27 protein-coding genes are annotated in these 25,646 nt (G+C 59.2%); 6 read left to right on the forward strand and 21 right to left on the reverse strand.

Going from position 1 to position 25,646, the window contains the following annotated elements; all coding sequences use genetic code 11:
- Window positions 1-9: 9 nt before the first annotated feature.
- Window positions 10-741: an NYN domain-containing protein gene (locus QZ517_RS04105; RefSeq protein WP_294222539.1), complete on the reverse strand. Its 732-nt coding sequence runs from the start codon at window positions 739-741 to the stop codon at window positions 10-12.
- A gap of 78 nt (window positions 742-819) precedes the next feature.
- Window positions 820-1,953: an S-(hydroxymethyl)glutathione dehydrogenase/class III alcohol dehydrogenase gene (locus QZ517_RS04110; RefSeq protein ID WP_294222688.1), complete on the reverse strand. Its 1,134-nt coding sequence runs from the start codon at window positions 1,951-1,953 to the stop codon at window positions 820-822.
- A 144-nt stretch (window positions 1,954-2,097) separates the two neighbouring features.
- On the opposite strand from QZ517_RS04110, the gene QZ517_RS04115 reads away from it, so the two are divergent.
- A complete protein-coding gene (locus QZ517_RS04115) occupies window positions 2,098-2,379 on the forward strand; it encodes an I78 family peptidase inhibitor (RefSeq protein WP_294222542.1) in 282 nt (93 codons plus the stop codon).
- Between the two features lie 45 nt (window positions 2,380-2,424).
- On the opposite strand, the gene QZ517_RS04120 is transcribed toward QZ517_RS04115, so the two are convergent.
- Window positions 2,425-2,862, reverse strand: coding sequence for a cytochrome c (locus QZ517_RS04120; RefSeq protein ID WP_294222545.1), 438 nt, complete (start codon window positions 2,860-2,862; stop codon window positions 2,425-2,427).
- Between the two features lie 114 nt (window positions 2,863-2,976).
- Between QZ517_RS04120 and QZ517_RS04125 the strand changes: the two genes are divergently transcribed.
- The 3 genes from QZ517_RS04125 to QZ517_RS04135 all read left to right on the forward strand — a co-directional run bounded on the left by QZ517_RS04125 (window position 2,977) and on the right by QZ517_RS04135 (window position 6,133).
- Window positions 2,977-4,635, forward strand: a complete 1,659-nt coding sequence (locus QZ517_RS04125) for a DUF6504 family protein (RefSeq protein WP_294222549.1) — start codon at window positions 2,977-2,979, stop codon at window positions 4,633-4,635.
- A 294-nt stretch (window positions 4,636-4,929) separates the two neighbouring features.
- Window positions 4,930-5,277: a DUF2794 domain-containing protein gene (locus tag QZ517_RS04130; protein ID WP_294222553.1), complete on the forward strand. Its 348-nt coding sequence runs from the start codon at window positions 4,930-4,932 to the stop codon at window positions 5,275-5,277.
- 19 nt (window positions 5,278-5,296) lie between these two features.
- Window positions 5,297-6,133 carry a GNAT family N-acetyltransferase gene (locus QZ517_RS04135; protein WP_294222556.1) on the forward strand — a complete coding sequence of 279 codons (837 nt, stop codon included), beginning with the start codon at window positions 5,297-5,299 and terminating at the stop codon, window positions 6,131-6,133.
- A gap of 82 nt (window positions 6,134-6,215) precedes the next feature.
- Here the strand turns inward: QZ517_RS04135 and speB are convergent, their stop codons facing one another.
- The 4 genes from speB to QZ517_RS04155 form a co-directional block, all read right to left on the reverse strand.
- A complete protein-coding gene (gene speB, locus QZ517_RS04140) occupies window positions 6,216-7,181 on the reverse strand; it encodes an agmatinase (RefSeq protein ID WP_294222559.1) in 966 nt (321 codons plus the stop codon).
- Window positions 7,178-8,041: an NlpC/P60 family protein gene (locus QZ517_RS04145; protein ID WP_294222562.1), complete on the reverse strand. Its 864-nt coding sequence runs from the start codon at window positions 8,039-8,041 to the stop codon at window positions 7,178-7,180. Before QZ517_RS04145 ends, speB begins: the two co-directional genes overlap by 4 nt.
- A complete protein-coding gene (locus QZ517_RS04150) occupies window positions 8,041-9,432 on the reverse strand; it encodes a M17 family metallopeptidase (protein ID WP_294222565.1) in 1,392 nt (463 codons plus the stop codon). Before QZ517_RS04150 ends, QZ517_RS04145 begins: the two co-directional genes overlap by 1 nt.
- A gap of 85 nt (window positions 9,433-9,517) precedes the next feature.
- Window positions 9,518-9,898: a hypothetical protein gene (locus tag QZ517_RS04155; protein WP_294222567.1), complete on the reverse strand. Its 381-nt coding sequence runs from the start codon at window positions 9,896-9,898 to the stop codon at window positions 9,518-9,520.
- Between the two features lie 150 nt (window positions 9,899-10,048).
- Here QZ517_RS04155 and QZ517_RS04160 point away from each other — a divergent pair, with 150 nt between their 5' ends.
- Complete coding sequence (locus QZ517_RS04160; protein WP_294222572.1) at window positions 10,049-10,699, forward strand: carbonic anhydrase; 651 nt, start codon at window positions 10,049-10,051, stop codon at window positions 10,697-10,699.
- A 78-nt stretch (window positions 10,700-10,777) separates the two neighbouring features.
- On the opposite strand, the gene QZ517_RS04165 is transcribed toward QZ517_RS04160, so the two are convergent.
- The 8 genes from QZ517_RS04165 to QZ517_RS04200 all read right to left on the reverse strand — a co-directional run bounded on the left by QZ517_RS04165 (window position 10,778) and on the right by QZ517_RS04200 (window position 19,847).
- Window positions 10,778-12,418, reverse strand: a complete 1,641-nt coding sequence (locus QZ517_RS04165) for a mucoidy inhibitor MuiA family protein (protein ID WP_294222577.1) — start codon at window positions 12,416-12,418, stop codon at window positions 10,778-10,780.
- Between the two features lie 169 nt (window positions 12,419-12,587).
- Window positions 12,588-13,610, reverse strand: coding sequence for an aspartate-semialdehyde dehydrogenase (locus QZ517_RS04170; RefSeq protein WP_294222580.1), 1,023 nt, complete (start codon window positions 13,608-13,610; stop codon window positions 12,588-12,590).
- Window positions 13,611-13,741: 131 nt separating this feature from the next.
- Window positions 13,742-14,914 carry an MFS transporter gene (locus QZ517_RS04175; RefSeq protein ID WP_294222583.1) on the reverse strand — a complete coding sequence of 391 codons (1,173 nt, stop codon included), beginning with the start codon at window positions 14,912-14,914 and terminating at the stop codon, window positions 13,742-13,744.
- A gap of 66 nt (window positions 14,915-14,980) precedes the next feature.
- Entirely contained in the window at window positions 14,981-16,036 is a 1,056-nt protein-coding gene (locus QZ517_RS04180; protein ID WP_294222586.1) for a branched-chain amino acid ABC transporter permease, read from the reverse strand.
- A 2-nt stretch (window positions 16,037-16,038) separates the two neighbouring features.
- On the reverse strand, window positions 16,039-17,070 hold the full coding sequence (locus QZ517_RS04185; protein WP_294222589.1) for a branched-chain amino acid ABC transporter permease: 1,032 nt from the start codon (window positions 17,068-17,070) through the stop codon (window positions 16,039-16,041).
- A 34-nt stretch (window positions 17,071-17,104) separates the two neighbouring features.
- Window positions 17,105-17,827, reverse strand: a complete 723-nt coding sequence (locus QZ517_RS04190; protein ID WP_294222592.1) for an ABC transporter ATP-binding protein — start codon at window positions 17,825-17,827, stop codon at window positions 17,105-17,107.
- The gene (locus QZ517_RS04195) at window positions 17,820-18,596 is read right to left on the reverse strand and encodes an ABC transporter ATP-binding protein (RefSeq protein WP_294222595.1); all 777 of its coding nucleotides are present in this window, start codon (window positions 18,594-18,596) and stop codon (window positions 17,820-17,822) included. The genes QZ517_RS04190 and QZ517_RS04195 overlap by 8 nt, the downstream gene beginning before the upstream one ends.
- A gap of 78 nt (window positions 18,597-18,674) precedes the next feature.
- Window positions 18,675-19,847, reverse strand: a complete 1,173-nt coding sequence (locus QZ517_RS04200; RefSeq protein WP_294222598.1) for a substrate-binding domain-containing protein — start codon at window positions 19,845-19,847, stop codon at window positions 18,675-18,677.
- 233 nt (window positions 19,848-20,080) lie between these two features.
- Here QZ517_RS04200 and hpaR point away from each other — a divergent pair, with 233 nt between their 5' ends.
- Window positions 20,081-20,521, forward strand: a complete 441-nt coding sequence (gene hpaR / locus QZ517_RS04205) for a homoprotocatechuate degradation operon regulator HpaR (protein ID WP_294222601.1) — start codon at window positions 20,081-20,083, stop codon at window positions 20,519-20,521.
- 114 nt (window positions 20,522-20,635) lie between these two features.
- Here the strand turns inward: hpaR and QZ517_RS04210 are convergent, their stop codons facing one another.
- The 6 genes from QZ517_RS04210 to fahA all read right to left on the reverse strand — a co-directional run bounded on the left by QZ517_RS04210 (window position 20,636) and on the right by fahA (window position 25,632).
- Window positions 20,636-20,842: a DUF2783 domain-containing protein gene (locus QZ517_RS04210; RefSeq protein WP_294222604.1), complete on the reverse strand. Its 207-nt coding sequence runs from the start codon at window positions 20,840-20,842 to the stop codon at window positions 20,636-20,638.
- A 4-nt stretch (window positions 20,843-20,846) separates the two neighbouring features.
- Window positions 20,847-22,457 (reverse strand): FAD-dependent oxidoreductase, encoded by a 1,611-nt coding sequence (locus QZ517_RS04215; RefSeq protein WP_294222606.1) that lies wholly within the window; start codon window positions 22,455-22,457, stop codon window positions 20,847-20,849.
- 107 nt (window positions 22,458-22,564) lie between these two features.
- Window positions 22,565-22,816 carry a hypothetical protein gene (locus QZ517_RS04220; protein ID WP_294222609.1) on the reverse strand — a complete coding sequence of 84 codons (252 nt, stop codon included), beginning with the start codon at window positions 22,814-22,816 and terminating at the stop codon, window positions 22,565-22,567.
- A 4-nt stretch (window positions 22,817-22,820) separates the two neighbouring features.
- Window positions 22,821-23,771: an MBL fold metallo-hydrolase gene (locus tag QZ517_RS04225; RefSeq protein ID WP_294222612.1), complete on the reverse strand. Its 951-nt coding sequence runs from the start codon at window positions 23,769-23,771 to the stop codon at window positions 22,821-22,823.
- Window positions 23,772-23,806: 35 nt separating this feature from the next.
- The gene (locus QZ517_RS04230) at window positions 23,807-24,361 is read right to left on the reverse strand and encodes a dihydrofolate reductase family protein (RefSeq protein WP_294222615.1); all 555 of its coding nucleotides are present in this window, start codon (window positions 24,359-24,361) and stop codon (window positions 23,807-23,809) included.
- 5 nt (window positions 24,362-24,366) lie between these two features.
- Entirely contained in the window at window positions 24,367-25,632 is a 1,266-nt protein-coding gene (gene fahA / locus QZ517_RS04235; protein WP_294222618.1) for a fumarylacetoacetase, read from the reverse strand.
- Window positions 25,633-25,646 lie beyond the last annotated feature (14 nt).

Below are 25,646 nucleotides of genomic sequence, written 5' to 3' on the forward strand. Positions count from 1 at the left end.
CGGAAAGCGCTAGCTTTTCTTGGTGGCGAGGGCGACTTCTATGTGGTTGCCATTGCCGCTGGTTTTTCGGGTTTTGAATTGCGAGAGATTTTTTACAAGGTCACTGAGTTTCGGTTGCCCATACGTGCGCGTGTCAAAATCCGAATGGGCTTCGGCGATCTTGTGGCCGATCGCACCAAGTGCAAACCACTCCCCGTCTTGATCGAGCTTGTCCATGGCGGCGCGGATCAAGGGCGCCGCCTCATTGGTTGGGCGCTTGCTCGAGGTGGTGGCTGCCCCGGTGGTTGGTTTCTGTTCTGGTTCAACGATGTTCTCGATCAAGATGAAACGATTGCAGACGTTGCGCAGGCTTTCTGGGGTTTTCTGTTCTCCGATTCCAAACACGCTTAACCCTTGTTCGCGGATGCGGCTGGCGAGCGCGGTAAAGTCACTGTCTGAGCTGACCAGGACAAAACCGTCAAACCGGCCAGAGTGCAGGATGTCCATGGCGTCGATCACCAGACCAATGTCCGAGGCGTTTTTGCCCTTGGTGTTGGCGGATTCCTGATGTGCAACGAGGCCAAGGGTACGCACCGGATCCAGCCAGCTTTGCAAGGCGGGGGAGGCCCAGTCGCCATAGACTCGGCGTAGGGCTGGCTCTCCTAACACAGTGATTTCTTTAAGAATGGCGGAGGCGTGCTTGGCGGGGATGTTGTCAGCATCAATCAGGACGGCCAGCAATGGGCGGGTACGGTTGGGCATAGGTTTAAAATCAATCTATAAACAAAAAGGCGCGCCACGGGGGCGCGCCTGGCTATTTCAAAGATGGCCCTTACGGGATCAAAACTCAACCACTGCGCGAATGGATTTTCCTGCGTGCATCAGATCAAAGCCGTGGTTGATCTCATCAAGGCTGAGCTTGTGGGTGATCATCGAGTCGATCTCGATCTTGCCGTCCATGTACCAATCGACAAACTTGGGTACGTCGGTGCGGCCTTTGGCGCCGCCAAAAGCGGTGCCTTTCCAGACACGACCGGTCACAAGTTGGAAGGGACGGGTGGAGATTTCGGCACCAGCCGGGGCCACGCCGATGATCACAGAGACACCCCATCCTCGGTGGGAGCATTCCAGCGCGTCGCGCATGACCTGCACGTTGCCGGTGGCGTCAAAGGAATAGTCCACGCCGCCAAACTGGTCTTTCTCAGTCTTGGTGATCTCGACAATGGCGTCGACCACGGACTGGTCGCCCAGCTTGGACGGGTTCACAAAGTCGGTCATGCCAAATTTCTTGGCCATCTCCGCTTTGTCGTCATTGAGATCCACACCGATGATGGTGTCCGCGCCAGCCATGCGCAGGCCTTGGATCACGTTGAGGCCAATGCCGCCGAGACCAAAGACCGCCGCAGAAGAGCCGATCTCCACGCCGGCGGTGTTGATCACTGCGCCGATGCCGGTGGTCACGCCGCAGCCGATGTAGCAGATTTTGTCAAACGGCGCGTCGTCGCGCACCTTGGCGAGCGCAATTTCCGGCATCACGGTGTGATTGGCGAAGGTCGAGCAGCCCATGTAGTGGTAGATCGGCGTGCCATCGAGCATGGAAAAACGCGTGGTGCCGTCTGGCATCAGGCCCTGACCCTGGGTGCCACGGATGGCGGTGCAGAGGTTGGTTTTGCCTGACAGGCAGGAATGACACTCGCGGCATTCCGGCGTGTAGAGCGGGATCACATGATCGCCGGGTTTCAGCGTGGTGACGCCTTCGCCGACTTCCATAACGATGCCTGCGCCCTCGTGGCCCAGGATCGATGGGAACAGCCCTTCGGGGTCCGCCCCGGAGCGGGTGAACTCATCTGTGTGACACAGGCCTGTGGCCTTGATTTCAATAAGAACCTCGCCGGCCTTGGGGCCTTCCAGGTTCACGTCCATGATTTCGAGTGGTTTGCCGGCTTCCAAAGCGACGGCGGCACGGGTGCGCATCATTTTGCCTATCCTCCCTGTTTGCAGTGAAGCGTGGTTGAAAGATCTGGTCTTTGCAACCTTATTGGAGGTGTAGCAAGGCCCTGTCCGTATTGCACGGCAGGGGCGAAGCAAATTTAAGTGTTTGCGACAAGGAGTGAGATTATGCGGTTTGTGGTTTTTGCAGCAGCTGGCTTTGTAGGCCTGGCAGCGTTGACAGCATGCAAGGGGGAAGACGTGGCGGAGGCAAAAGGCAGCACCACCTGTGATCCGGCGACGTTTGAGTTCCTCGTTGGTCAGAATAAAAGTGCGCTGGACGGCGTGACTGTGCCGGAGATGGTGCGGGTGATGGCGGAAAATTCGCCAGCCACCATGGATTTCCATGAGAACCGGCTGAACGTTGTGCATGATGCAGACGGCAAGATTTTGCAGGTCAGCTGCGGGTGATGACATGACAGGGTGGCCCTCTTCTAAGGAGGGCCATCGCCGTCTTTAGTCCTTCTTTAGGCGGTAGTTTTTGTGGCAGGCCTTGCAGGCAAGGCCAACGCCACCAAGGGTGCTGGCCAGCGCCGCACGGTCTTTGAAATCCAGCGCAATAGCGGCTTTGGTCAAGTCGTCAGACTTGGCGCTGAAGTGAGCCCAATCTTCCCAAATTGTGGGCAGGGCTTCGGATTTTGGGTCCGTGGCCGGGTTTTCAAACAGCGCGTTGATTTTGCCGGATTGTATCACAATGGTGTCGCGCGCCATGCGGGCTTTGGCCTGATGCAGGGGGATTTCCTGTTTGGCCATGCTGATCAGCGTTTTGAAGGCGGCGCCAATTTTCTCCATTGCCATCATGCGGGCCATGACCTCTGGGTCTTTTACGCCGTTGTGGGCGTGGGCCGAGGTGGTGATCAACACAGCTGCAGCAATCAGGATGTGGCGGCGCATTTTGGCTCCTTTGGTTGGCTGCTCCTATGCAGCCCATGGCAGGGGTGGGAATCAAGTGGAAAATATGAGAACATAAGGTGAACAAACATCACGATTCTGTTCAGTCTGCTGCCTATGCCAAACCGTCGTATTCTTTCCCTGTGGTTCCCGCGATTGGGGGCCGAGCGCCTAATCCGAATGGAGCGGGGCACCTTTGATGCGCCTTTGGCGGTGCTCCGGGACACCGGGCAGATGCAGGTGATTTGCTCCCTGTCAGAGCAGGCGGAGCGGGAAGGGCTCACGTTGGGGCAGCCATTGCGGGATGCGCAGGCGATGTGTCCACATCTGATCACGCGGCTTCGGAATGTGCAGGCGGAGCAGGGCTTTGTGAAGGTGCTGACGCGCTGGGCCGGGAAGTATTCGCCTTGGGTGGCGGCCACGGAAGAAGATGCGTTGGTGCTGGATGTGACCGGCAGCACACATCTGTTTGGCGGCGAAGAAGGCGTGCTGACCCAAGTGGGAGAGGATTGTGAGGATCTGCAGCTGACGGTGCGGGCTGGATTGGCGGACACATTGGGGGCGGCCTGGGCGTTGGCGCGGTTTGGGGCGCAGCCGGGGCTGGCCCATCGCAGCGGAGATGACATTGATCAGGAGGCCCCGGCCACGCGGTCGCGGGCGGCGAAGCGGCGCCATTGGACACGTGGGGGCACGGCGCCGCCTGCGGTCAGTGGCACAGCGGATGTGGGGCGGATTGCCTTGCCGGGGCAGGCACGGGAAGCTTTGGCGCCCTTGCCGGTGGCGGCGTTGCGGCTGGAGGGCGACACGCAGGCGGAATTGGCGCGGCTGGGGCTGCGGCGGATTGGGGATCTGACCGGGCAGCCGCGGGCTGGAGTGGCGCGCCGCTTTGGCAAAGGCTTGGTGCTGCGGCTGGATCAGGCGCTGGGCGCGGTGCCGGAACCGGTGAACCCCGCGCCGCCGGAGACGTTTTACGCGGTGCGCATGAGCTTGCCGGACCCAATTGGGCTGGAAGAGGATGTGGCGGCAGCGGTGGACAAGGTGCTGGGGCCGCTGTGTGAACGGCTGAAGAAGAAGTCCAAAGGCCTCCGCGTGGTGCGCTTGCAGGTGTTTCGCACCGATCAAACCATGCAAAGCGTGGAGGTGGGGCTGGCACGGGCGACGGATGATCCGGAGCGGGTGCGGCCTTTGCTGCGGATGAAGCTGACCGACATCGATGCGGGGTTTGGCATTGATATGCTGCGGCTGGAAGCGGTGCGGGTGGAGACCTTACATTTGCGCCACACGGCGGGGCATCTGGAGGCGCGGCAGGCAGCAGATAAGCGGCTGAGCCAAGGCCAAGCGCTGGAGGATTTGATTGGCCGCATTGGCGCGCGGGTGGGGCTGGAGCAAATCACGCGGCGGCATCCGGCCTCCAGCCACATTCCGGAGAAAACCGCGCAGGTGTTGCATGCGGCCTGGTCCGAACCCTGGGAGCAGGCCTGGCCGGAGGGGGTGTTGAAACGGCCATTGCTGTTGTGGCGGCCGGAGCCGGTGCATGCGCCGGAGGTGCCGCGCTTGCCCGAGGTGTTTCGGTGGCGGGGACGGGATTTGGCTGTGGCAGACGCGCGCGGGCCGGAGCGGATTGCACCGGAATGGTGGCTGGATGAGCCGGAGTGGCGCAGTGGGGTGCGTGATTACTGGCGGGTGACCTGCAAAAACGGTGAGCGGCTGTGGCTGTACTTTGCCCATGGCGGGCAGATGTCGGCGGGCTGGTTTTGTCAGGGCAGCTTTGCGTGAGGGATCGGACAAAGCCGGAGTGCCCCAAAAATAAAACCGCCCCAGAGGGCGGCTTTATTGGGTCTTAAGAAAAGTGCCCTCCGGCGGAGCAGACTGGGTGGGGGCAATAGTGCCGCGCCGCCGGAGGTAGCGTTTCGTTTCGCTATGAAGCCAAGATGCCGGTCAGTTGCGGCAACAAAAGGAAGGCACCGCGGCCTTTTCCGGAAGAATCTGTGGCCGGAATGGGGCATGGTTAATAGGCGTGTGATGTTCAGCAGGCTTGATTTTGACGGCAATTGACGCAAGGCTAAGGGCATGAATGCCCAAACACCCTCTGCATTACACCCTCCCCCCAAACCACCAGAACAGGTTGCGTTTCATCGCACGGAGCTGTTTGTCATCATGAACCTTTATGGGCGCATGGTGGCGGCTGGGGAATGGCGCGACTATGGGATGTCGTCTTTGCGCGAAGTGGCCGTGTTCTCGGTGTTTCGCCGGGCGGCGGAAAATCCGCTGTACCGGATCGAGAAACGTCCCAAGCTGCGCACCAAGCAGGGGCTGTATGCGGTGATAGGCATGGATGGCCAGGTGCTCAAACGAGGGCATGACCTTAAAACCGTGCTGCGGGTGCTGGAGCGCAAGCTCATTCGCGCCGTGGAGTGAGCCAGCAGGCAGGAACGCCATGACAGTTTTTCGCAACGCCACCCAGGAAGAATTGGTCCCCATTTTGGAGTGGGCCGCACAGGAGGGGTGGAACCCCGGACTGCAAGATGCGGCGGCGTTTTGGCAGGCGGATCCGGAGGGATTTTTTGTCGCCACGGTGGGCGGCGAATTGGTGGCAGCGATTTCGGTGGTGAACCACACAGAGGGTTTTGCGTTTCTCGGACTGTATATCGCGCATCCGGCGTCTCGCGGCCGGGGCATCGGCTATGGGCTGTGGCAACACGCGCTGAAACATGCGGGCACACGTGTGGTGGGCTTAGATGGCGTGCCGGATCAGCAGGCCAACTACGCGGCGTCGGGGTTTGCGTTGTTCAGCGCCACAACGCGGTTCACTGGCGCGGTGGCTGCGGTAGAAAGCGAAGGTATCCGATTGGCGGCGCCGGAGGATGTGGCGGTGTTGATTGACATGGAGGCGGCGGCATCAGGCGTGCGCAAGCCCACGTATTTGCAGGCGTGGTTTACGCCTGCGGAGAGTCGTCAAACATGGGTGGCACAAGGCGAGAGTGGTCTTGCCGGGTATTGCACTGCGCGACGCTGTCGTGAGGGCCTAAAAATTGGGCCGCTTTTGGCGGAGAGTGAAGAGGACGCACAGGCGTTGATCGCCCATGTGGCAGCCCAAATGAGTGGGCCGGTGACCTTGGATGTTCCGGACACGTCGGGGCCGTTGAAAACGATGTGTGAAACGTTGGGCCTAGCGCCTGGATTTGCCACCGCGCGTATGTATCGCGGCACGCCGGTGCCGGTTGGGGCGGCGCAGGGCGGATACTTTGCCGTAAGCACGCTGGAGTTGGGCTGACGTCAAGCTAGGGAAGGGGCCAGCCCCTTCTTGATTTTGCCAATTCATCCCCGAGATATTTGGGGAATGAGAAAGCAAGATATCAGCGCGTGGCGAGGTGCTTGGCCATTACGCAGAGCAGCTCAAACATCACCGAAACGCCCAGGAAGGCGGTGCCGCCGGAGCTGTCAAACGGGGGCGAGACCTCAACCATGTCCGCGCCGATGATGTTGAGACCGTCCAGTTTACGCACCACTTCCAGTGCTTGGAAGCTGTTGGGCCCGCCAACTTCGGGCGTGCCGGTGCCGGGCGCAAAGGTGGGATCGACAAAGTCGATGTCGTAGCTGACGTAGGTCGGCTGATCGCCAACAATTTCGTGGGCCTCTGCCATGACGTCGTCCAGACCACGTTGAAAAAACTCTTCGATGCGGATCACACGAATGCCAACGGACTTGGCAAAATCGGTGTCCTCGTCATCATAGGTGCTGCCACGGATGCCAATTTGCACAACCCGTTTGGGATCCAGCAGGCCTTCTTCCACCGCGCGGCGGAACGGGGTGCCGTGGGTGTACATCGTGCCGCCAAAATAGCTGTGGTAGAGGTCCGTGTGGCTGTCAAAATGCACCATGCCGACGGGGCTGTCTTTGGCGAGGGAGCGCAGGATGGGCAGGGAGGTCAGGTGGTCGCCACCTGCGGTCAAAGGCGTGATACCTTTGGCCAGCGCGTCATCAAAGAAGGCGGTGATGCGCTGCATACTGTCGGGAATGTCAGCCGGATTAGGGCCAACGTCACCGAGGTCCGCGCAGTTGATCAAATCAAAGGGGCGCACGCCGGTCGCACCATTTTGGGCGCGGATCATGGTGGAGGCGTCGCGCAGTTGGCGCGGCCCGTGACGTGGCCCGGGCCGATTTGTTGTTCCGCTGTCCCAAGGTACGCCGATCAGACCCAAATCCACCTCTTCGATGCGCGTGTGATCCAGATCCATGACGGGCAGGCGCATAAACGACGGCACGCCGGCAAATCGGGGCAGATCCATACCGGAGATGGGCTGAAAAAAACCGTTGCTCATGAGGAGGCTCCAAAAACGGGGCGTTTGTGGGAGGTCACAGGGCCGTCACCTTGAGATTGGATGCGGGCGATGGCGGCGGCAATGGGCTCATAAGCCACGGCCATATGATGCGCGTTGGCGTGGATCATGGTGTCTGCGTCAGTGACAATTGCGACGTGGCCTTTCCAAAACAGCAGGTCGCCACGTTGGTAGGGGCCAGTGGCGTCCGGGAAGGCAGCCTCTTGTTGGTCGCTGTCGCCGGGGCAGGCCGTGCCACAGGCCAAAAGGGCGGCTTGTACAAGGCCGGAACAATCGATGCCAAATGAGGAGTTGCCTCCCCAAAGGTACGGTGTGCCGATCAGCCGTTCTGCGACGGCGGCGGCGTCGGGTTCGACGTTATCTATTGGCGTGAGGTGCTGATTGGGCACATAGAGATCGCGGGTGACCTGGCCGCCGTCCCAGGCAATGCGGGACCAGTTGTCGTCTTCCGAAAGGACCACAAGGCGGGTGCCAAAAGACAGGGGGGTCACGTGGCCCATGGTTTTGAGGCCGGGCGTGGTTTTGGCGTAGCTGCGTGCCGCGGAGACGCTGTGGGTTGGGGTTTGTTTTGGGTGGCTCAGAAGATCGCCAATATCGACCCAGCCAACGTAGCCGTCTTTTTCCGTATAACCAAAGGCCATGCCGTTTATGGTGTGCACCACGTGGACCACTTCGCCACGTAGGAGTTGGCGTTCGCGCGTGCCTTGTGGGCCGGACAACAGGTCGGTGACCACCATGGCGACGCGGTAGGGTGTGGGTTCAACAAAACGGTCGGCGGTGACCAAGCCACGCAGGTGTGCGGCGGCAACTTTGCCGGTGCTTGGGGTCAGGCGTTTATCCATCAGAGCGACAACACCTCTGGCAAGGCGGCCAAGATGGCGCGGGCGCCCATGCCAACACCACCTTTGGGACGGGCGGGGGATGGGGTTGGGTTCCAGCCGTAAATGTCAAAATGCGCGTAGCGTTGGTCTTTGGCAAAGCGGCGCAGGAAAAGCGCGGCGGTGATGGAGCCGGCAAAGCCGCCAGCGGGCGCGTTGTCCAGATCGGCAATGCCGGGTTCGATCATCTTTTCATACGGCTCCCAAAACGGCATGCGCCAGACAGGGTCCGCGACGGAGGTGGCGGCTGCTTCTAAAGCGGACACAAAACCGGCATCATCGGTGTAATACGGCGAGAGGTCCGGGCCAACGGCCACGCGGGCGGCACCGGTGAGGGTGGCCATGGAGAGCATCATGTCAGGGTTCTCTTCTGACCCCAGGGCGAGCGCATCGGCCAACACAAGGCGGCCTTCGGCGTCGGTGTTGTTGATCTCAACAGTGAGGCCATTGCGGGCGGTGAGGATGTCGCCCGGGCGGAAGCTATCGCTGCTGACCGAGTTTTCCACGGCGGGGATCAAGACGCGCAGTTGCAGCGGCAGATTGAGCGCCATAATCATGTGGGCGAGGCCCAGCACAGTGGCGGAACCGCCCATGTCCTTTTTCATCAGCGCCATGGAGCCGCCGGGTTTGAGGTTTAATCCACCGGTGTCAAAGCACACACCTTTGCCAACCAAAGTGAGCGTTGGGCCTTCTGAGCCCCAGCGCATGTCGATCAGGCGCGGCGCGCGATGTTCGGCGGCGGCGCGGCCCACGGCGTGGATCATCGGGAAATTTTGCTCGAGTAGGGCGGCACCTTTGGTCACGGTGCAAATGGCGCCGTAATTCAGGGCCAGCGCACGGCTGGCGTCCTCAAGTTCTTGCGGGCCCATGTCAGAAGCCGGGGTGTTGATCAGGTCGCGGGTGAGGGCCTCGCCGGCGGCCATGGCCTCAACTTTGGCAGCGTCCACGCCAGAAGGACAGATCAGTTTTGCAGCAGCACCGGAGGCTTTGGCGTAGCGGTCAAAGGCGTATTGCGCCAGCAGCCAACCGAGGGCTTCGGTTTCCAGATCGCCTGCGGGCAAGCCACTGACAAGAGAATACGTGCCTGCGGGTAGGGTGGCCGCTGCGGCGGCCAGTGCAAAGCGACCACGGGCGCGGGTGTGCGGCGTGCCAAATCCGGCGACTGCCATGACAGGTGCGCCGGAGGCGTCTGGGATCAAGATGGATTTGCCAATGGTTGGTTTGAAGCCGGTGGCGATCAGGAAGGTGCGCGCGGCTTGGGTTTGGGCATCGCGCCAGGCCTCATAGCTGTCGCCGTCCACCACATGCAAGGGGATGGACGGGCCGCTTTGAGCAGAAGCAAATGTGAGGGACATGGCGCACCTTTCTGACCGGTCGTAAGCTGTTTGACCTCCAGCCTAACGGTTGGTGCGCCCCCTGCAAGCAGGATTGGCGCACCGGTCAGATGTAGCTGCGCTTCAGATCCCAGATTTCCCGCAAGGCGCCTTCGCCGACACGGATCAAACGTGCATGTGTGGCCGAAAGCGCCACGCGATCACCGCGATCACAGCAGGACACCACGTCACCTGCGACCTGCGACAGCGCGGTCATGCAAAGACGCCCGGCGATCAGCTCGACCAACGACATGGTGTCAGCCAATTCTGACAGGTTGTCAGCGTTCAAATGATGCTCGCCCATGGTGAGATGATCGGTCAGCGATTTGACCAATCCCATGAAGGTTTCTTCGGCCTCATCTGGATTCATGCGTATAAAGACACGGGCCAATTCGTCTTGATCGACGACGGCCTGCTCGCTCATTTTCAGTTTTGCCACTTGTGACATATCTCACCCTAAGTTTTGTCCGTTTCACCCAAACGGTTAGGAACATCTTTGGCGTGCAAACCTTCTCAAAAAGTTTCTACGGCGTATGATTATCCCTCGAATTACAGACAAATATGCACTATTCCCCCTGAAACCGCGTGAGGAGATACCATGGATCATGTAAAGCCCCTGCCGTCCTATTTGGTGCAGCGTTACCAAGGGTGGAAAGCCACCACCTATGAGGAAAATCAGAGCTGGTATCGCCATTTGGGCACCGAGGGACAGCATCCCCGTGCGATGATTATCAGCTGTTGTGACAGCCGCGTGCATGTGACGTCGATTTTTGGGGCGGACCAAGGGGAATTTTTTATTCACCGTAACATTGCCAATTTGGTGCCGCCGTTTAAGCCGGATGGCAATCAGCACGGCACCAGTGCGGCTGTGGAATATGCGGTCACCGCGCTTAAGGTCGCGCATGTGGTTGTGTTGGGGCACAGCCAATGTGGCGGGGTTCAGGGCTGTATCGACATGTGCAAGGGCAACGCCCCCGCGTTGGAAGCCAAGGACAGTTTTGTGGGCCGCTGGATGGATGTTTTGCGCCCCGGCTATGAAGATGTTGCGGACATTAAAGACAGTGCAGAACAGGCACGGGCGTTGGAAAAACGGTCGGTGTTGGTGTCGCTGGACAACTTGATGACCTTCCCGTTTGTAAAAGAACGTGTGGATGCCGGTGCGCTGACGCTGCACGGGTTGTGGCACAACATTGCCGAAGGTGGGCTTGAAGCTTACGACAGCGGCAAAGACGGGTTTTCGCAGGTTTAAACCATCCCGGTTTGCATTCGAACTTAGTACTTAAAAAGCCCGCGAATTACGCGGGCTTTTTTTGCGTTGCGGCATCGGTTAGCGCAGAATCATTTCTGATGGCCATTGGATTTTGTGGGACAGTTCGACCTCGAAGCTCTCGCCCGCATCAAGCGACCGTTTCCACATCAGAATGCCACGCTGATCTTCGTGGTTGGTTTCAGTGGGCGCGGGCGAGGATTGATGTGTGATCACCAGGTCTTCCTGTTCGCTGAAAGGCACGCGTCCCAGCAGACGCAGGTCCCAAGCACGGCCGGTGAGGTTTTCGGCGGTCAACACACGGGTTTCACTTTGTTCGTTGCGGGTGGTGAGCACGCCTTTGTCACCTGTCACTTTGTTGGTGATTTTGTCCGACAAGCGCAGGCCGTTGATTGGTCCAAAGGAGAAGTCGACACTGTCGCCTTCGGCAATCAGTGGCATGGTCTGTTGGCCGATGTAGGTGCCATTGAGGAAGAAATTGGCCTCATAGCTTGGCAGGATCAGCTCCCCTGCGTCGTTGGTCACTTCGGCCATCAGGAAGGCGGTTTCGTCCCGCATCGGATTGGCGAGCGCGTAGGTTTTTGGAGTCAAATCCAAGGTGCCAAGCGCGAGGTGAAGGGCGTCAGAGGCGGAGGACACCGACACAGGGGTGGGGTAGACGTAAGTGGCGTTGATGCCGTCGCCAAAGCTGTGGGCGGCTGCGTATCCGGCAGAATCCTCCAGTATGGCAGTTTCTGCCATTGGAGCCGCTTGCATGCTGAGTTCGGCAAGGCGGCCCGCGTTTTTGGGCAGAACCGGCCGCTCCTCTTCGATGTGACGGCGCCAGGGGGAGAGGCCGCTGGGCTCGGATTGTTCGTCCGGGCGGCTGGTTGAAAGGGTGATCGCGACGTCGGTCCAGTCCTCATCGGTAAACTGGCTCACAAACGCACCTCGTTCGATGTTCAGTTGTGGTGTCTCGACGTTGTTGAGGTGCACATCATATGCCGGGACCCAGCGGGCAAACTGCGTGAGGTGAGACAGGGTCAGCGTGCCCTCAGACGCGGCCTCCGCAGAAATGGAAATCGCCAACATCGCGTTGTCGCTTTCACTTGGGGTCAGCGCGTCGACGGTTTGCTGGGCGTTCGCATAAGCTTCCAGCAGGTCTTCGAGCGTTTTTGTGGAGGCACGGGCCTGCCGTTCCGCGGCAGCAATTTCCTGACGGGCGGCAAGGGTTTCTTGCCCAATCAAGGCCAGCGTGGCGGTTATGGTGTCCGGCGTTGCCGCCGTGTCCGTGGGGCCTTGCAGAGTTGAGAGGTAGGCAAGGCGGGCTTTGGCGGCATCGGCTTTCATGAGCACATCCGCGCGACCGTCCTCTGCAGCGCGCAAGTCTGCCTCGGCTTGTTCCAGTGCGGCTTTGGCCGCGGTCAGCTCCGGGCTATCTTCTTGGGCATTGGGCAGGGTGCGCTCGTGGCGCACGGTCACGGCCCCAAGTTTGGCACCGTCCAAAGCCACCCGCACGGACATCGGGTCCAGGCTTTCGGGCAGGTTGGTGATCAACAGCTCATGGGTGCCGGCAGGGGCCGAGAAAGGCACGGCGCGGGTGAGGGTTGCGCCTTCGGAATAGAGTGTGGCCGCGGTGACGGGGGCGTTGAGACGGATGTCGTCTGCCCAAAGCGGCGTGGCAAGTGGGAAAAGAGCTGTGGCAAAAATCACGTGTTTCATCAATCACCTGTGTGTTGTTTGAGGTGAGACCAACACGGACAGGCGAGAGTGGCAAGTCAGGTTTGCGTGGGGAGCAGGTATTGGGCGAGGAGTTGCCGGAAACGCAGGGTTTCACCCATGAAAAAGGGCGCCCAAGTGGACGCCCTTTGCATTTCAATTTGGAAAGGACTTAGCCTTTCTTGAGCACTTCGCGGCCCAGCGTTTCGGCGATTTGTACCGCATTCAGCGCCGCGCCTTTGCGGAGGTTGTCAGACACACACCAGAGGTTCAGGCCGTTGTCCAATGTGCTGTCCTGACGGACGCGGGAGATGAAGGTTGCGAAGTCGCCAACACATTCCTTGGGGGTCACGTAGCCGCCGTCTTCGCGCTTGTCGATCACCATGATGCCCGGGCTTTCGCGCAGGATGTCACGGGCTTCGTCTTCGTCAAGGAACTCTTCGAATTCGATGTTGATTGCCTCGGAGTGGCCAACAAACACCGGCACCCGCACACAGGTCGCTGTGACCTTGATTTTGGTGTCGAGAATTTTCTTGGTTTCGGCGACCATTTTCCACTCTTCTTTGGTGGAGCCATCGTCCAGGAAGACATCGATGTGCGGGATCACGTTAAACGCGATCTCTTTGGTGAAGGTTTTGGGTGGCACGTCTTTGGTGGGGTTGTAGACCGCTTTGGTCTGTTCCCACAGCTCGTCCATGCCGTCTTTGCCGGAGCCGGACACCGACTGGTAAGTCGACACCACAACGCGTTTGATTTTTGCGCGGTCGTGCAATGGCTTCAGCGCCACAACCATCTGTGCGGTGGAGCAGTTTGGGTTGGCGATAATGTTTTTCTTGGAATAGCCGTGGATGTCGCCTGCGTTGCACTCCGGCACGATCAACGGCACGTCCGGATCGTAGCGGTAGAGTGAGCTGTTATCGATCACAACACAGTTGGCGGCGGCAGCGCGCGGCGCGTATTTTTTGGTGGCGTCGGAGCCAATGGCAAACAGCGCCATGTCCCAGCCCGCAAAATCGAACTGTTCAATGTCCTGAATCTTCAGGGTTTTGTCGGCAAACGTGACCTCGGTGCCCTGGCTGCGGCGGCTTGCCAATACAGCAATCTCATCCACGGGGAACTGACGTTCCTCCAGAATGTTCAGCATTTCGCGGCCCACGTTGCCCGTGGCGCCAGCGACGACGATGCGATAACCCATCTGAGGTCTCCATTTCTAACGACGCGCCCTCTTAGCCCTGTTTGGCCCAAGAAAAAAGGGGTGGGAGGCGTGAAATTGCTGAAGCGGGTCATTCCGGTTTGCGATGAATGCGCGCGGTGCCGTTTTTTTGATCAATCCATGCGGTCTTCAGAGAAGCAATAGATCAGCGCGCCAAGCAGGAGCAAACCGGCCATCAGACCAAACAGGCTTTGATAGGCCAGCAGGGGATCGGTGGGGGAAATTGCGGCGTGTAGCTTGCCGGAGCCAAACTGCATCACACCCACGCCGCCAATGCCAAACAGGTTCATCAGGGTCACGCCTCGGCCTGTGAGATGTGCCGGGAAGAAACTGCGGGCGTGGGCGATGAGCACAGGGAAACTGGCCCCGGCAAAGCCGATAATGGACATCAGCAGGATCGAGCGGAGGGGGCTGGCATCGGCAAAGACTGTCAAACCAATCAGGGTGATGGCACCCGTCAGGTTGCCGCCGATGATCACCCATTTGCGACTGCCTAAGATGCGATCAGCCGGGCCGTAGGCAAAGGTGCCAATGATCATGGCAAGGCCCATTACCAGTGTGGCCTGGCCAATCTCACTGGTTGTGAGGTTAAACACATCTGACAGGTAGGGGCCAATCCAGAGGCCGCGAATGCCGGCAGCGGGCATGTAGTTCACGAACATCAGGGGGAAGAGCAGCCAGAGAGCTGGGATTTTCAAGAGGTCCAGCACGGAGCCTTTTTCGGTGCCGTTGGCTTTGGGCGGGTCTTGCACCAAGGCCCAAAGGCCAATTGCGATGCTGGAGCTGATCGCGGCCAGTACCCAGAGGGTGGCGCGCCAGCCGATGGTTTCGGCAGCCCAGGCAGTCGGGTAGGCGGCGATCAGGTTGCCCACGGAGCCGACACCCAACATGAGCGCGGCCAGTGTGGCAAAGCGGGCCGGTGGGTACATGCGGGCAAAGATGAAGTAACTGGCCATCAGCACCGGGGAACAGCCAACGCCGATGAGGCCCATGGCGATGGTGATGTGCAGCGGTTGCGTGGCCATGGCAAAGAGTGCTGCGCCGCCACCACCGCCAATCAGCAGCAGGACGGCCGAAGTACGGCGTGGGCCGATGCTATCGAGCGCGGCACCGACCGGGATTTGCATCGCGGCAAAGACAATGAACCAAAGTCCAGAGGCAAAGGCGAGGTCGGCGGGTGTGGCGCCGATGTCGACCTCAAGTACTTGCGTAAGCACCGCCAGAAAGGCGCGGAAGAACTGGCTCAGCACATAAGCCAAACACAACAAAACCAAATCAATGCGCATGTTAAGTACCTCCCCTTCGCTGCGGCGACAGGACCGCAAGCGACAGGGAATTGCAAGAGGCGGCTGTTACTTGCCGCGCAGGCGACCAACAATGCCTGTGGGGAAGAAGTAGACCGACAGGATGAAGAGCACACCAAGCCAGAGCAGCCAGCGGTCTGCGTTCAACAGGTCTGGCAGGAACGGCAGGGCGGAGACGCTTTCACCGGCGAGGCTGAGCACGTTTTGCAGGTAGTTTTGCGCCAGCACAAACAGGGTGGCGCCAATCACAGCCCCGTACATGGTGCCCATGCCGCCGATCACCACCATCAGCAAGATGTCGATCATGATCTCCATGCTGAGCGTGGTGTCCGGGCCAACGTATCGCAGCCATATGGCGTAGAGTGCGCCAGCAAGGGCGGCAATGGCGGCGGACAGGCAAGTTGCGGCCACGCGGTAGTGCACAACGCGGTAGCCAATGGCCTCAGCCCGGAAGTCGTTTTCGCGGATGGCTTGCAGGACGCGCCCAAACGGGGAGTTCACCACACGCAGCATCAGCAGGAAGAGCACAAAGCAGGAGATGAAGACGAGGTAGTATTTCAGCAGTTTACCGTTGGCTTTCACGCCGAAGATCTCGCCGTCCATGAACTTGAAGGCTGGGCCAAGTGCGCGGGGGATTTTGAAGGACAGGCCATCTTCGCCGCCGGTGAGGCTGGAAAGCTGGCTGACCAGCACAGCGACAGCAGAGGCCACTGCAAGGGTGATCATCGCGAAGAAGATAGCGCGGACACGGAGCGAAAATAGGCCGATCACCAAAGCCAGCAGAGCTGCGAGACCTGCGCCTGCAACAGAGCCCACCAGCAAGCTGTCAAAGCCAGGGCCCATACGTGAGCTGGCTAAGGCGACGCCATAAGCGCCAAGCCCAAAGAACATGGTGTGAGCAAAGCTGACGATGCCGCCGTAGCCCAGCAGCAGGTCATAAGAGGCCACCAACACAATGAAGATGCAGATGCGGGCGGCGGTGTCCACAGAGCGCACGCCGGGGAACAGGAACGGGGCCAAGGCGAGGCACACAAGGATGGCGAGCAGGACCGCCAAGAGGATGGGCGACCGTGGGGTGTCGCCGGAAACAAGGGTTTTCAGCATGTCTATTTCGCCTTTACCACGGGAATCATGCCCATTGGGCGCCACATCAGGATCGCCACCATCAGGGCGATGTTGGAAATCAGGGCGGCTTTGGGTTCTAGAAAGGCCACGTAGTTTTGTAACAGGCCCACCATAAGCGCGCCGATGAAGCAGCCTTCGACCGAGCCAAGTCCGCCGATGATCACCACGATGAACACAAGGATCATGGTCTGGTTGCCCATGTGGGCGGTGATGACTTCCTGGTAGAGGCCCCAGAGGACACCGCCGAGACCTGCGAGGGCAGAGCCCGCGACAAAGACACCAATGAAAACCATGCGGAGATTGTAGCCAAGCGCCTGCACCATCTCGCCATTCTCCACACCGGCGCGCACGATCAGGCCAATTTTGGTGCGGCGCAGGGTGTAACGCATAGCGAGGAAGACCACGAGGCCGATGCCCACAGCCACAAGGCGATATTTTTCAAGCGCGGCACCGGCGAAGGTGATTGCGCCTTTCAGCGCTTCGGGGCGGGTGATGTAGATCTCTTCCGGCCCCCAGAGCACGATGATCAGCTGCTCGACCACGATCAGGCCGCCCATGGTGACCAAGATTTGTTTGAGGTGGTGGCCATAGACCGGCTTCACAATCACCCGCTCAAAGGCGTAGCCCATGAGGCCAGTCGCGGCCATGGCGCCAACAATGGTCACCATCAGGGCAGTCAGATTCCACAGCAGGTTGGGCGCGCCGGTCATGTGCTCCAGCAGGAGCAAAAAGGAGACGCCAACAAAGGCCCCGACGGAGACAAAAGCGCCGTGGCCGAAGTTGATGACGTCCATCAGGCCAAAGACCAACGTTAGGCCCGAAGCCATGATGAAGATCATCATGCCCATGGCGAGGCCGGAGACGGTTAAAGTGAGCCAGCTGGAGGTGGCAGGAATGGCGACGAAACCGGCAATCACAAGGCCGACAACCAAAAGGATCGGCGCATAGGGGGCAACCCGCTCTGCGAGGGACATTTGCGCCATCGTGGGGGCGTGTTTGGGGGCGGCGCTCATGGGCGGACCTCCAGTTGAAGTGTGTTCATTGGCATCAGTGAGCCTCCATGCTGAGGCCCATCAGGCGCTCTTGCAGCTCGGCATCTTGGGTCAGTTCGGACATCTGGCCGGACCAGGCCATGCGGCCGTCGTCCATCACATTGGCGCTATCCCCCAAGGCTTTGGCTACGGCGAAGTTTTGCTCTACCAAGAGGATGGATGCGCCTTGGTCTTTCAGTTCCTTGATGGCGCGGGCCATGGTGGTGATGATGGCAGGCGCAAGGCCTTTGGTCGGCTCGTCTATCAGATACAGCGCACGCTCTTCGATCATGGCGCGGGCGATGGATAGCATCTGTTTTTGGCCACCAGAGAGCGTGCCTGCGTCTTTTTTCCAGAAGGTTTCCAGTGCCGGGAAGACGGTGAAGAGCCATTGCAGGCGGGCCTCGTCAATCGCGCCGGAGACAGCGGCGAGGATCATGTTTTCCTCCACCGTCAGGTCGGCAAAGATGCCCATGTCCTCGGGCACAAATCCGATGCCTGCACGGGCGATCGCGGGAGTTGGCAGTTTGGTGATGTCCTGACCGTCAAACGTGACGCTGCCCTGATGGGCGCGCCAGTGGCCGATGATGGTGCGCAGCGTGGTGGTTTTGCCCACGCCGTTGCGGCCCAAAAGCATGGTGACTTCGCCACGCGGCACGGTGAGCTCGACGCCTTGCAGGATGTGATACTGCGCGATGTTGGTGAAGACACCCTCAAGTTTCAGGATGGGATCAGACATTGGCGAGGGCCTCCTCAAGATCGCGGCCCATGTATGCTTCTTGCACCACGTCAGACGCCATGACCTCGGCAGGATCGCCATCGGCCGCCAGCGCGCCGTTGTGCAATACGATGATGCGGTCCGCGAGGGTGCGGATCACGTCCATTTTGTGCTCCACCAGTAAGATGGCGCGGTCTTTGCGGGTTTTGAGTTCGGCGATCAGGTCGAGCACTACGGGGGCTTCGTCCACGCTCATGCCAGCGGTGGGTTCGTCAAACATATAGACCAGCGGGTCCAGCGCGATCAGCAGGGCGACCTCCAATTTGCGTTGGTCGCCATGAGAGAGTTCAGAGACAACCTGATCCGCTTGATCGGTCATGCGGATGCGCTCGAGAATCTCGTAAGCTGGGCCGGTGAGTTCGGCGTGGCTGTCGGCCATGGACAGGATGTTGAAACCGCGACCGGCTTTGGATTGCACCACAAGGCGGATGTTTTCCAACACAGAAAGATTGGGAAACAGGTTGGTGAGCTGGAAGGCGCGGCCAATGCCGCGGTGGGTACGCTGGGCTACGGACATGCGGGTGATGTCGGTGCCATTGAGTTTCACACGGCCTTCGGAGACGGGAATCTGACCAGAGATCAGATTGAAATACGTGGTTTTGCCTGCGCCGTTGGGGCCAACAATTGCGGTCAATTCGCCAGCATTGAAGTTGCAGGTGATGTGGTCGACCGCCACGTGACCGCCAAAGCGCACGGTCAGGTCGGTGGTTTCCAGAATGGGGTGGGGCATTTTTGTGGTCCCTGAGAGGGAAAGGAGGCTGGCCCCGGCACAAGATCCGGAACCAGCCATGGAGGTTAGGGAACGGTCTTAGTTGCGGACCGGGATGGGCAGGTCTTCGAGCTTCAGCTCACGCACCAGCTCCGGGATGGCCCATTCGACGTTGTCATCCACTTTGATCTTGAAGTGGTACATGGTCTGCATCGCCTGGTGATCTTCGGCGCGGAATTTCATGGTGCCTTTGGGGGTCTCCCACTCCATGCCTTCCATCGCGGTGATCAGCTCTTCGGTGTCGGTGCCGCCAGCCTTTTTGATGGCCTCAACAACGGCGATGCCTGCGGACATGCCCCCTGCGGTGAAGAAATCTGGCGGGGTGCCAAAACGCTCCTGGTGAGTTTTCACCAGCCAGTTGTTCACATCGTTTTTGGGGATGTCATAGTAGTAGTAGGTTGCGCCTTCGAGGCCCGGGAAGTCTTTGTAGGCTTTCATCGCGGCGAGGATGTTGCCGCCTGTGGCGATCTCAACGCCAAAGCGGGACGGGTCCATGGCCTGAATTTTGCCCATTGGGTTGCCGCCACCGGCCCAGATAATGAACAGTTTTTTGTTGCCTTCAAGGTTTTTCATCGCAGTGAAAATGCGCTCTGCCGCGGCGGTGAAATCGGTGGTGTCGGTGGGCACGTATTCTTCATGCGTAATCGATTGGCCTTGGCCTTCGAGTGCTTCGCGGAAGGCGGAGATGCCGTCACGGCCAAAGGCGTAATCTTGGGCCAATGTGGCGATGTGCACGTCTTCACCAGCCAGAGCGATGGCGTTGGCCACGGCGTCTTGCGAGCTGTTACGGCCGGTGCGGAAGATGTAGCGGTTGTAGTTTGCGCCGGTGATGCTGTCGGCCACGGCGGGCTCCACGATCAGCAGCTTTTCATATTCTTCTGCCACTGGCAGCATTGCAAGCGCCACGCCGGAGCTGACGGGGCCAACGGCGAGGTCCACTTCGTCGTCGCCGTATGCTTCCTCGAGCAGGGCTTTGCCATTGTCTGGTTTCAGCTGGGTGTCTTTTTCGATCACAACAATTTTTTCGCCGTTGATCTCCATGGTGCCGCCGGTGGCGTATTCTAGACCCAGCATCAGGCCGTCGTGGGATTGTTTGGCGTAGGCCTCATAGGGGCCGGTTTTGCCATATACGTGGGCGATCTTAATGTCTGCGGATGCGGCGCTGGTCAGCGCCAAAGCAGAAATCGCGCCCGAGATGAGCCATTTCTTCATGAGTGTTCCTCCCTGAACTCAACCGCAACTTGGGATCACGGCGATTGTGGCCATGGTAGGTGGCAGGGGGGAAATGGGTCAATTCGGGGAAACTACGTAGGTCTGCAGGACGATAGAACCATACCAATTTGGTCGGTGCCGTTTTGCACATTCTGATGCGTGTGACGCTGCGGAGGCGAGGGAGGAAAGCCAAACAAATTGCCTTTTGAACTATTCCGGTGCATGTAGGAGGTATGACAGGCAAGACCAATATTCCCGATACATCTCAATCGCTTCCAATCGCGCTGCTGCGCGCCAGAGAGAAGGTGATGAAACCGGCACGATTATTGCTTGCCGATGCTGGTGTAACTGAACAGCAGTGGCGTGTGGTGCGTGTGTTGGTTGAAGAAGGCCCTATGGATCCCACCACCATTGCCGATCGGGCGGTGTTGTTGTTGCCCAGCCTGACGCGGATTTTGCAGAAGCTCGAAGAAAAGGGCTACATCACGCGGGCGCGGGATGAGCAGGATGGCCGTCGGCAGGTGATTAATGCCACCTCAGACGGGTGCCGGTTGATTGCGGACAACATTCCCGCAGCCAAGAGTTATGCGGGCAAGCTGCGTGACCATCTTGGCACGGACCGTTATGAGCAGCTTTTGGAACTGCTCAACGATCTGAACGAGATTGAGCTCTAAAACCTAGTCGAGACGGGCTTTGTCCGGATGCGCACGATTGATGTCCAAGACTGGCGCGAACTCTTTCGGATTGCGCGCCAGTAGTCATACAGCACTGTGTTCATGGGGCGATTCTCACCGCTGGTGGCCGCTGTTTTGCGCCGCTGCCAGGGCTTCGGTGAGTACGTCGTTGTTGCCAATGTGGTTGGCCAGCAGGAAGATCAGCCGAGCGTTAAGCGCGTCGCTGGTGGATTTTTCAAGACCGTCATGGGCGCGGGCAAGGGCGTCAAAGAAGCCGTCGGCGTTGTCCAGATTAGGATTCAGGATCAGCTTGTCAGACATCAGATCACTCCTTGCCTGTGGCGCGGCGCAGAGCAGCGCGGAAATGGGGCTCATCAAAAGATTCACGGCGGGCGGCGACGTGTTGGTCCGGTCGGATCAGATAGACACCAGAGGGGGCATCGCCGAGGTATTGCCGTTTGAGCGTGAGGGATGGGTCGTCGCGCACCGACAGGGCGAGGCGGGTGGCAGTGACGCCGTCTTCCTCAAAGCCGTCCGGCGCGTCTGCATCGATGGTCAGCAGAATGAAGTCATTGCCCAGTTTGCCAAGCAGGTGGTCGTCACCCAGTGGTGCATCCGGACAGGGGCTGCCGGGGCGGGTGAGGTCTGGTGCGGCCAGTGCGTCCGCCGAATTCAGCATACTGCCGTCATAGGTGCAGGGCACTGAGAGACGACCCGAGTTGACCACCGGCTGCGCAAATGCGTGATGTGCCGAAAGGTCCAAAATGGCGTCACGCAGAATGCGGCTCATCTCTGATTTGGGTGTGATGAACTCGGTGGAGCGGGTGGAGTTGAGGATATTTTCATCTGCGCCGTGGACCCGCTCGATGTTGTAACTGTCCATCAGGGTTTCTGGCGCTTTGCCGTCCAGCACCAGTTTCAGTTTCCAAGCAATGTTGTCGGCGTCTTGAAGGCCGGAGTTGGCACCACGTGCGCCAAAAGGGGAGACTTGGTGAGCGGAGTCGCCAGCAAACAACGTGCGGCCGTGGCGGAAGCGGTCCATGCGGCAACATTGGAAGGTGTAAATGCTGACCCATTCGAGGTCGAACTCTGCGTCATCCCCCAGCATGGCCTTGAGACGCTGCATTACGTTTTCCGGGCGCTTTTCACGCTCTTTGTCGATGTCGCGGCCCAGTTGCAAGTCGATGCGCCAGACGTTGTCGGGTTGTTTGTGCAGCAGGGCGGATTGGCCGCGATTAAACGGCGGATCAAACCAGAACCAGCGCTCGGAGGGGAAGTCAGCCTTCATCACCACATCGGCGATCAGGAAATTGTCTTCAAAGACCTGTCCGTCAAAGTCCAAACCCAGCATCCTGCGGGTGGGGGAGTTGGCGCCATCACAAGCCACCAGCCAGTCTGCCTCAATCGTGTAGCTGCCTTCGGGGGTTTCCACTTCGAGTTTGACGTGGTCGTCGTGTTGGCCAATGGCCTCCACCTTGTTGCGGCCACGGATTTCGATGGGTGCGCCTTCACCCTGCAGCTCGCGGATGCGTTCGACCAAAACTTGTTCAAAGGTGTATTGCTGGAGATTGATGAAGGCAGGGTTTTTGTGGCCTTCTTCTTCGGTCAGGCTGAATTCATAAACCTGACGGGTGTCAAAGAAGACTTTGCCGGTGTCCCATTGCACGCCACGTTTGACCATGGCGTCGCCACACCCCAAACGGTCGAGAATTTCCAGTGGACGTTTGGCAAAGCAAATCGCACGTGAGCCAAAGGACACGCGGTCGTTGTCATCCAAAATGACGGTGTTGATGCCTTGCTGCGCCAGATCGATGGCGGTTGCGAGACCTACGGGGCCAGCACCAATGATCACCACCGAGTGGCGGACAGGCATACCTTCGTCTTGATCCGGGCTGCGCTCATAGGCGTAGAGCGGGACGTCAAAAATCTTGCTCATGGGGCTCCTCCTCCCAATAACGGGCGCGTTTGTTGGGGCTTAGCGTGGCGCTCCATGGGATGGCGCGCCACGACATAGATCAAGGACGCGGGGAATCTTCTTTTGCTTTAGCCGCCTTCGATTGCTTCGGAAGATTCAACTGGTTCGTAGTTTTCCGCATCATTGCTGTCGTCGGTTTCCTCGTCGACACGTCGAGTGTAACTTTTTTCGTCAACCCCAATGGATGCAGCAAAAAAGCTAGAGGCCGCAAGAGTGGGAACGACCCAAACCATTTTGTCACTGAAATATGCGGCCACGTAAGAAGGCACCAGAACCACCAGTGCCTTGAGAGCTGCGGTTCTGAAATGCATTACCTTCATCAACCTAACCTTGTAAATCGTTCCACATATCAATGTCTCGTTGTGCCGTCCAAATGCGTGGCGTGTCAATGCCGCGGGCTTCGTCATAAGCGCGGGCGACGTTGAACGGCAGGCAGTGCTCATAAATCGCGTAGTCGGCAAATTTCGGATCACACTCGGCACGCACGGCGTCCCAGGCTTCTTTCAGGGTGCCGCCACGGGCCGCAACTTTGGCGGCGGGGCGGTAGGTGCTCTCGACAAAGTCACGGGTGTTCTCAATCGCGGCGTTGACCATCTGTTTGCCGATCAATGCGTCGCCGCGACCGGGTGCAATGGCGTCCACGTCAAAAGATGCAATATTGCCGAGCGTGTCGCCCCAATCAGCAAAATGCCCGTCGCCGCAGTAGCAGGCGGAGTGGTATTCGACGATGTCGCCGGTGAACATGACGTTCTGGTCCGGCACGTGGATCACGATGTCGCCTGCTGTGTGGGCGCGGCCCAGGTGCATGAGGTCAACGCGGCGGTTGCCGAGGTAGACTGTCATGTCGTCGGAAAACGTGGTGGTGGGGTAGGTCAGGCCGGGGATGCTTTCGTGGCCTTCAAACAGACGTGGGAAGCGTTGGAATTCGCTGTCCCAGTCTTCTTGTCCACGTTCCACCACCATAGCGCGAGCGGCGTCGCCCATGATGATCTGGTCCGCACCATAAGCCGACGCGCCAAGCACGCGCACGGCGTGGTAGTGGGTCAACACCACATGGGAAATCGGCTTGTCGGTCACGGAGCGCACGCATTCAATAACCTTGTTTGCCAGACGCGGCGTGGCCTGTGCCTCGACAATCATCACGCTGTCATCGCCGATAATCACACCGGAGTTTGGATCACCTTCGGCAGTGAAGGCGTAGAGGCCGTCTCCAACTTCGGTGAAAGAGGTCTTTTTCTCGGTCATGTCCCCTTGGGAGGCGAAGGCTTTGGCCATGTTTTGAGGTCCTGTTGAATGATATGTTGTAAGGCTTAAGCAGCTTTGCTGTCGTGCATATCGTAATCCAGCTGCAAAATGCCGCCGGGTTTTTGGCTGGAGGTCTTGAGGGTCAAGTTGTGTTGTGCGCCTTTGGCAAAGCAGGGCAGGCCGTCGCCCAACAGCGTCGGCATAACAAAGACGGAAAGTTCGTCAAACATGCCGCTATCCAGCGCCGCGCGTTGGGTTTCACCGCCACCCATGATCCAGACTTTTTGGTGGCCGTTGGCCTCAATGGCGGCGCGTAGGCCATCAATGGGGCCAGCGGCAGTGATATGATCACCTTTGTAGTCGTGGCGATGCGTGAGCACGTAGCCGGCACGGTCGCCGTAAGGCCAGCCCCAGCCCATCACCTGTCGGTAGGTGGCGCGGCCCATCAGGACCGCATCGACCTCATTGATAAACGCATTGTAGCCGCCTGCGTCTTCGCAGCTACACTCCGCCAGCGCTGCATTGAACGGGTCCAACCAGCCCACCTCGCCATCCGGGGTGGCAATAAACCCGTCCAAACTTTGGGCGATGTATCCGACATAGCGAGGCGAAACGGTCATGGTGATTACCTTTCGAAAGGATCCGAAAGCGCGGGCAGAAGCGTGCCGGTACAGTCACCAAATCCGATTGTGTACCCGTCCCCTTTGGCCGCGCCATGGAGGGTGAGCGTGTCTCCATCTTCAATGAAGGTACGGGTTTCACCACTATCAAGGGTCAGCGGTTCTTTTCCGCCCCAGCTGAGCTCCAAAAGGCTGCCGCGTTCCGGTTTTGTAGGTCCGGAAATGGTGCCGGAGCCCAGCAAATCGCCTGCGTTCATTGGGCAGCCGGAGGTGCTGTGATGCGCCAGTTGTTGCGCAGCGGAGTAGTACATTTGATTGTAGTTGGTGCGGGCGATTTCCGTTGCCTCTGTGCCTTCGGGTGCCATGCTCACCGACAAATCGATGTCATAGAGCATCGGGCCGACGTCTTTGAGGTGATCGAGCAGCTCAAATTCACGCTTGGGCGTATCAGTGCGGAAGGGCTCCAGCGCGGCTTTGGTGACGATCCACGGGGAGATCGAGGTGGCGGTGGCTTTGGCTTGAAAGGGGCCAAGCGGCTGGTATTCCCAGGCCTGAATGTCGCGCGCAGACCAGTCGTTGAGCAGCACGTAGCCAAAGATCATGTCGTCGGCTTCTTGCACGGTCACAGGGTGGTCGGAGAACTGGCCAACAATGGCGCCCATTTCCAGCTCGATGTCAAAGCGGCGGCAAGGCAGGAAGGCAGGGGTGTCGTGATCTGGCGATTTGAGTTGCCCCCAAGGACGGCGGACATCGGTGCCGGACACCACGACAGAAGAGGCGCGACCGTTGTAGCCAATCGGGATGTGCAGCCAGTTTGGCGGTAGGGCATTTTCGGCACCGCGGAACATGGTGCCCACGTTGGTTGCGTGGTGGCGACCGGCGTAAAAATCGGTGTATTCGCTCACCGCCATCGGCATGTGCAGCGTGGCGTCGGCCAAGGGCAGTGAGAAATAGGTCAGGGCTTCTTGGACATCTTCGGGGGCGTCCGCTGAGAGCATCTTCTGAAGCTTCGTGCGATAGCCCGCCCAAGCCTCTGGACCCAACTCCATAAAGTCGTTCCAATACGGCGCGTCCAGAACATCGGCGTCCGGATCAGCGCGCAGGGTGCTGATTTCTTCCAGGCCAGTGAGGTCGATGATGCGGTCGCCAATGGCGGTGCCGCAGCGCAATTCGCCGTCATCGACGGAGAACACACCGTACGGCAGGTTATTAAGTGGGAAAGGGCAGGCAGCGTCGTTGGCGCTTGCGACCCAGGATTTTAACAAAGACATGCGCGTTTCCTTGT

Origin of the sequence: uncultured Shimia sp. (assembly GCF_913054185.1) — a bacterium.
Lineage (GTDB): Bacteria > Pseudomonadota > Alphaproteobacteria > Rhodobacterales > Rhodobacteraceae > Shimia.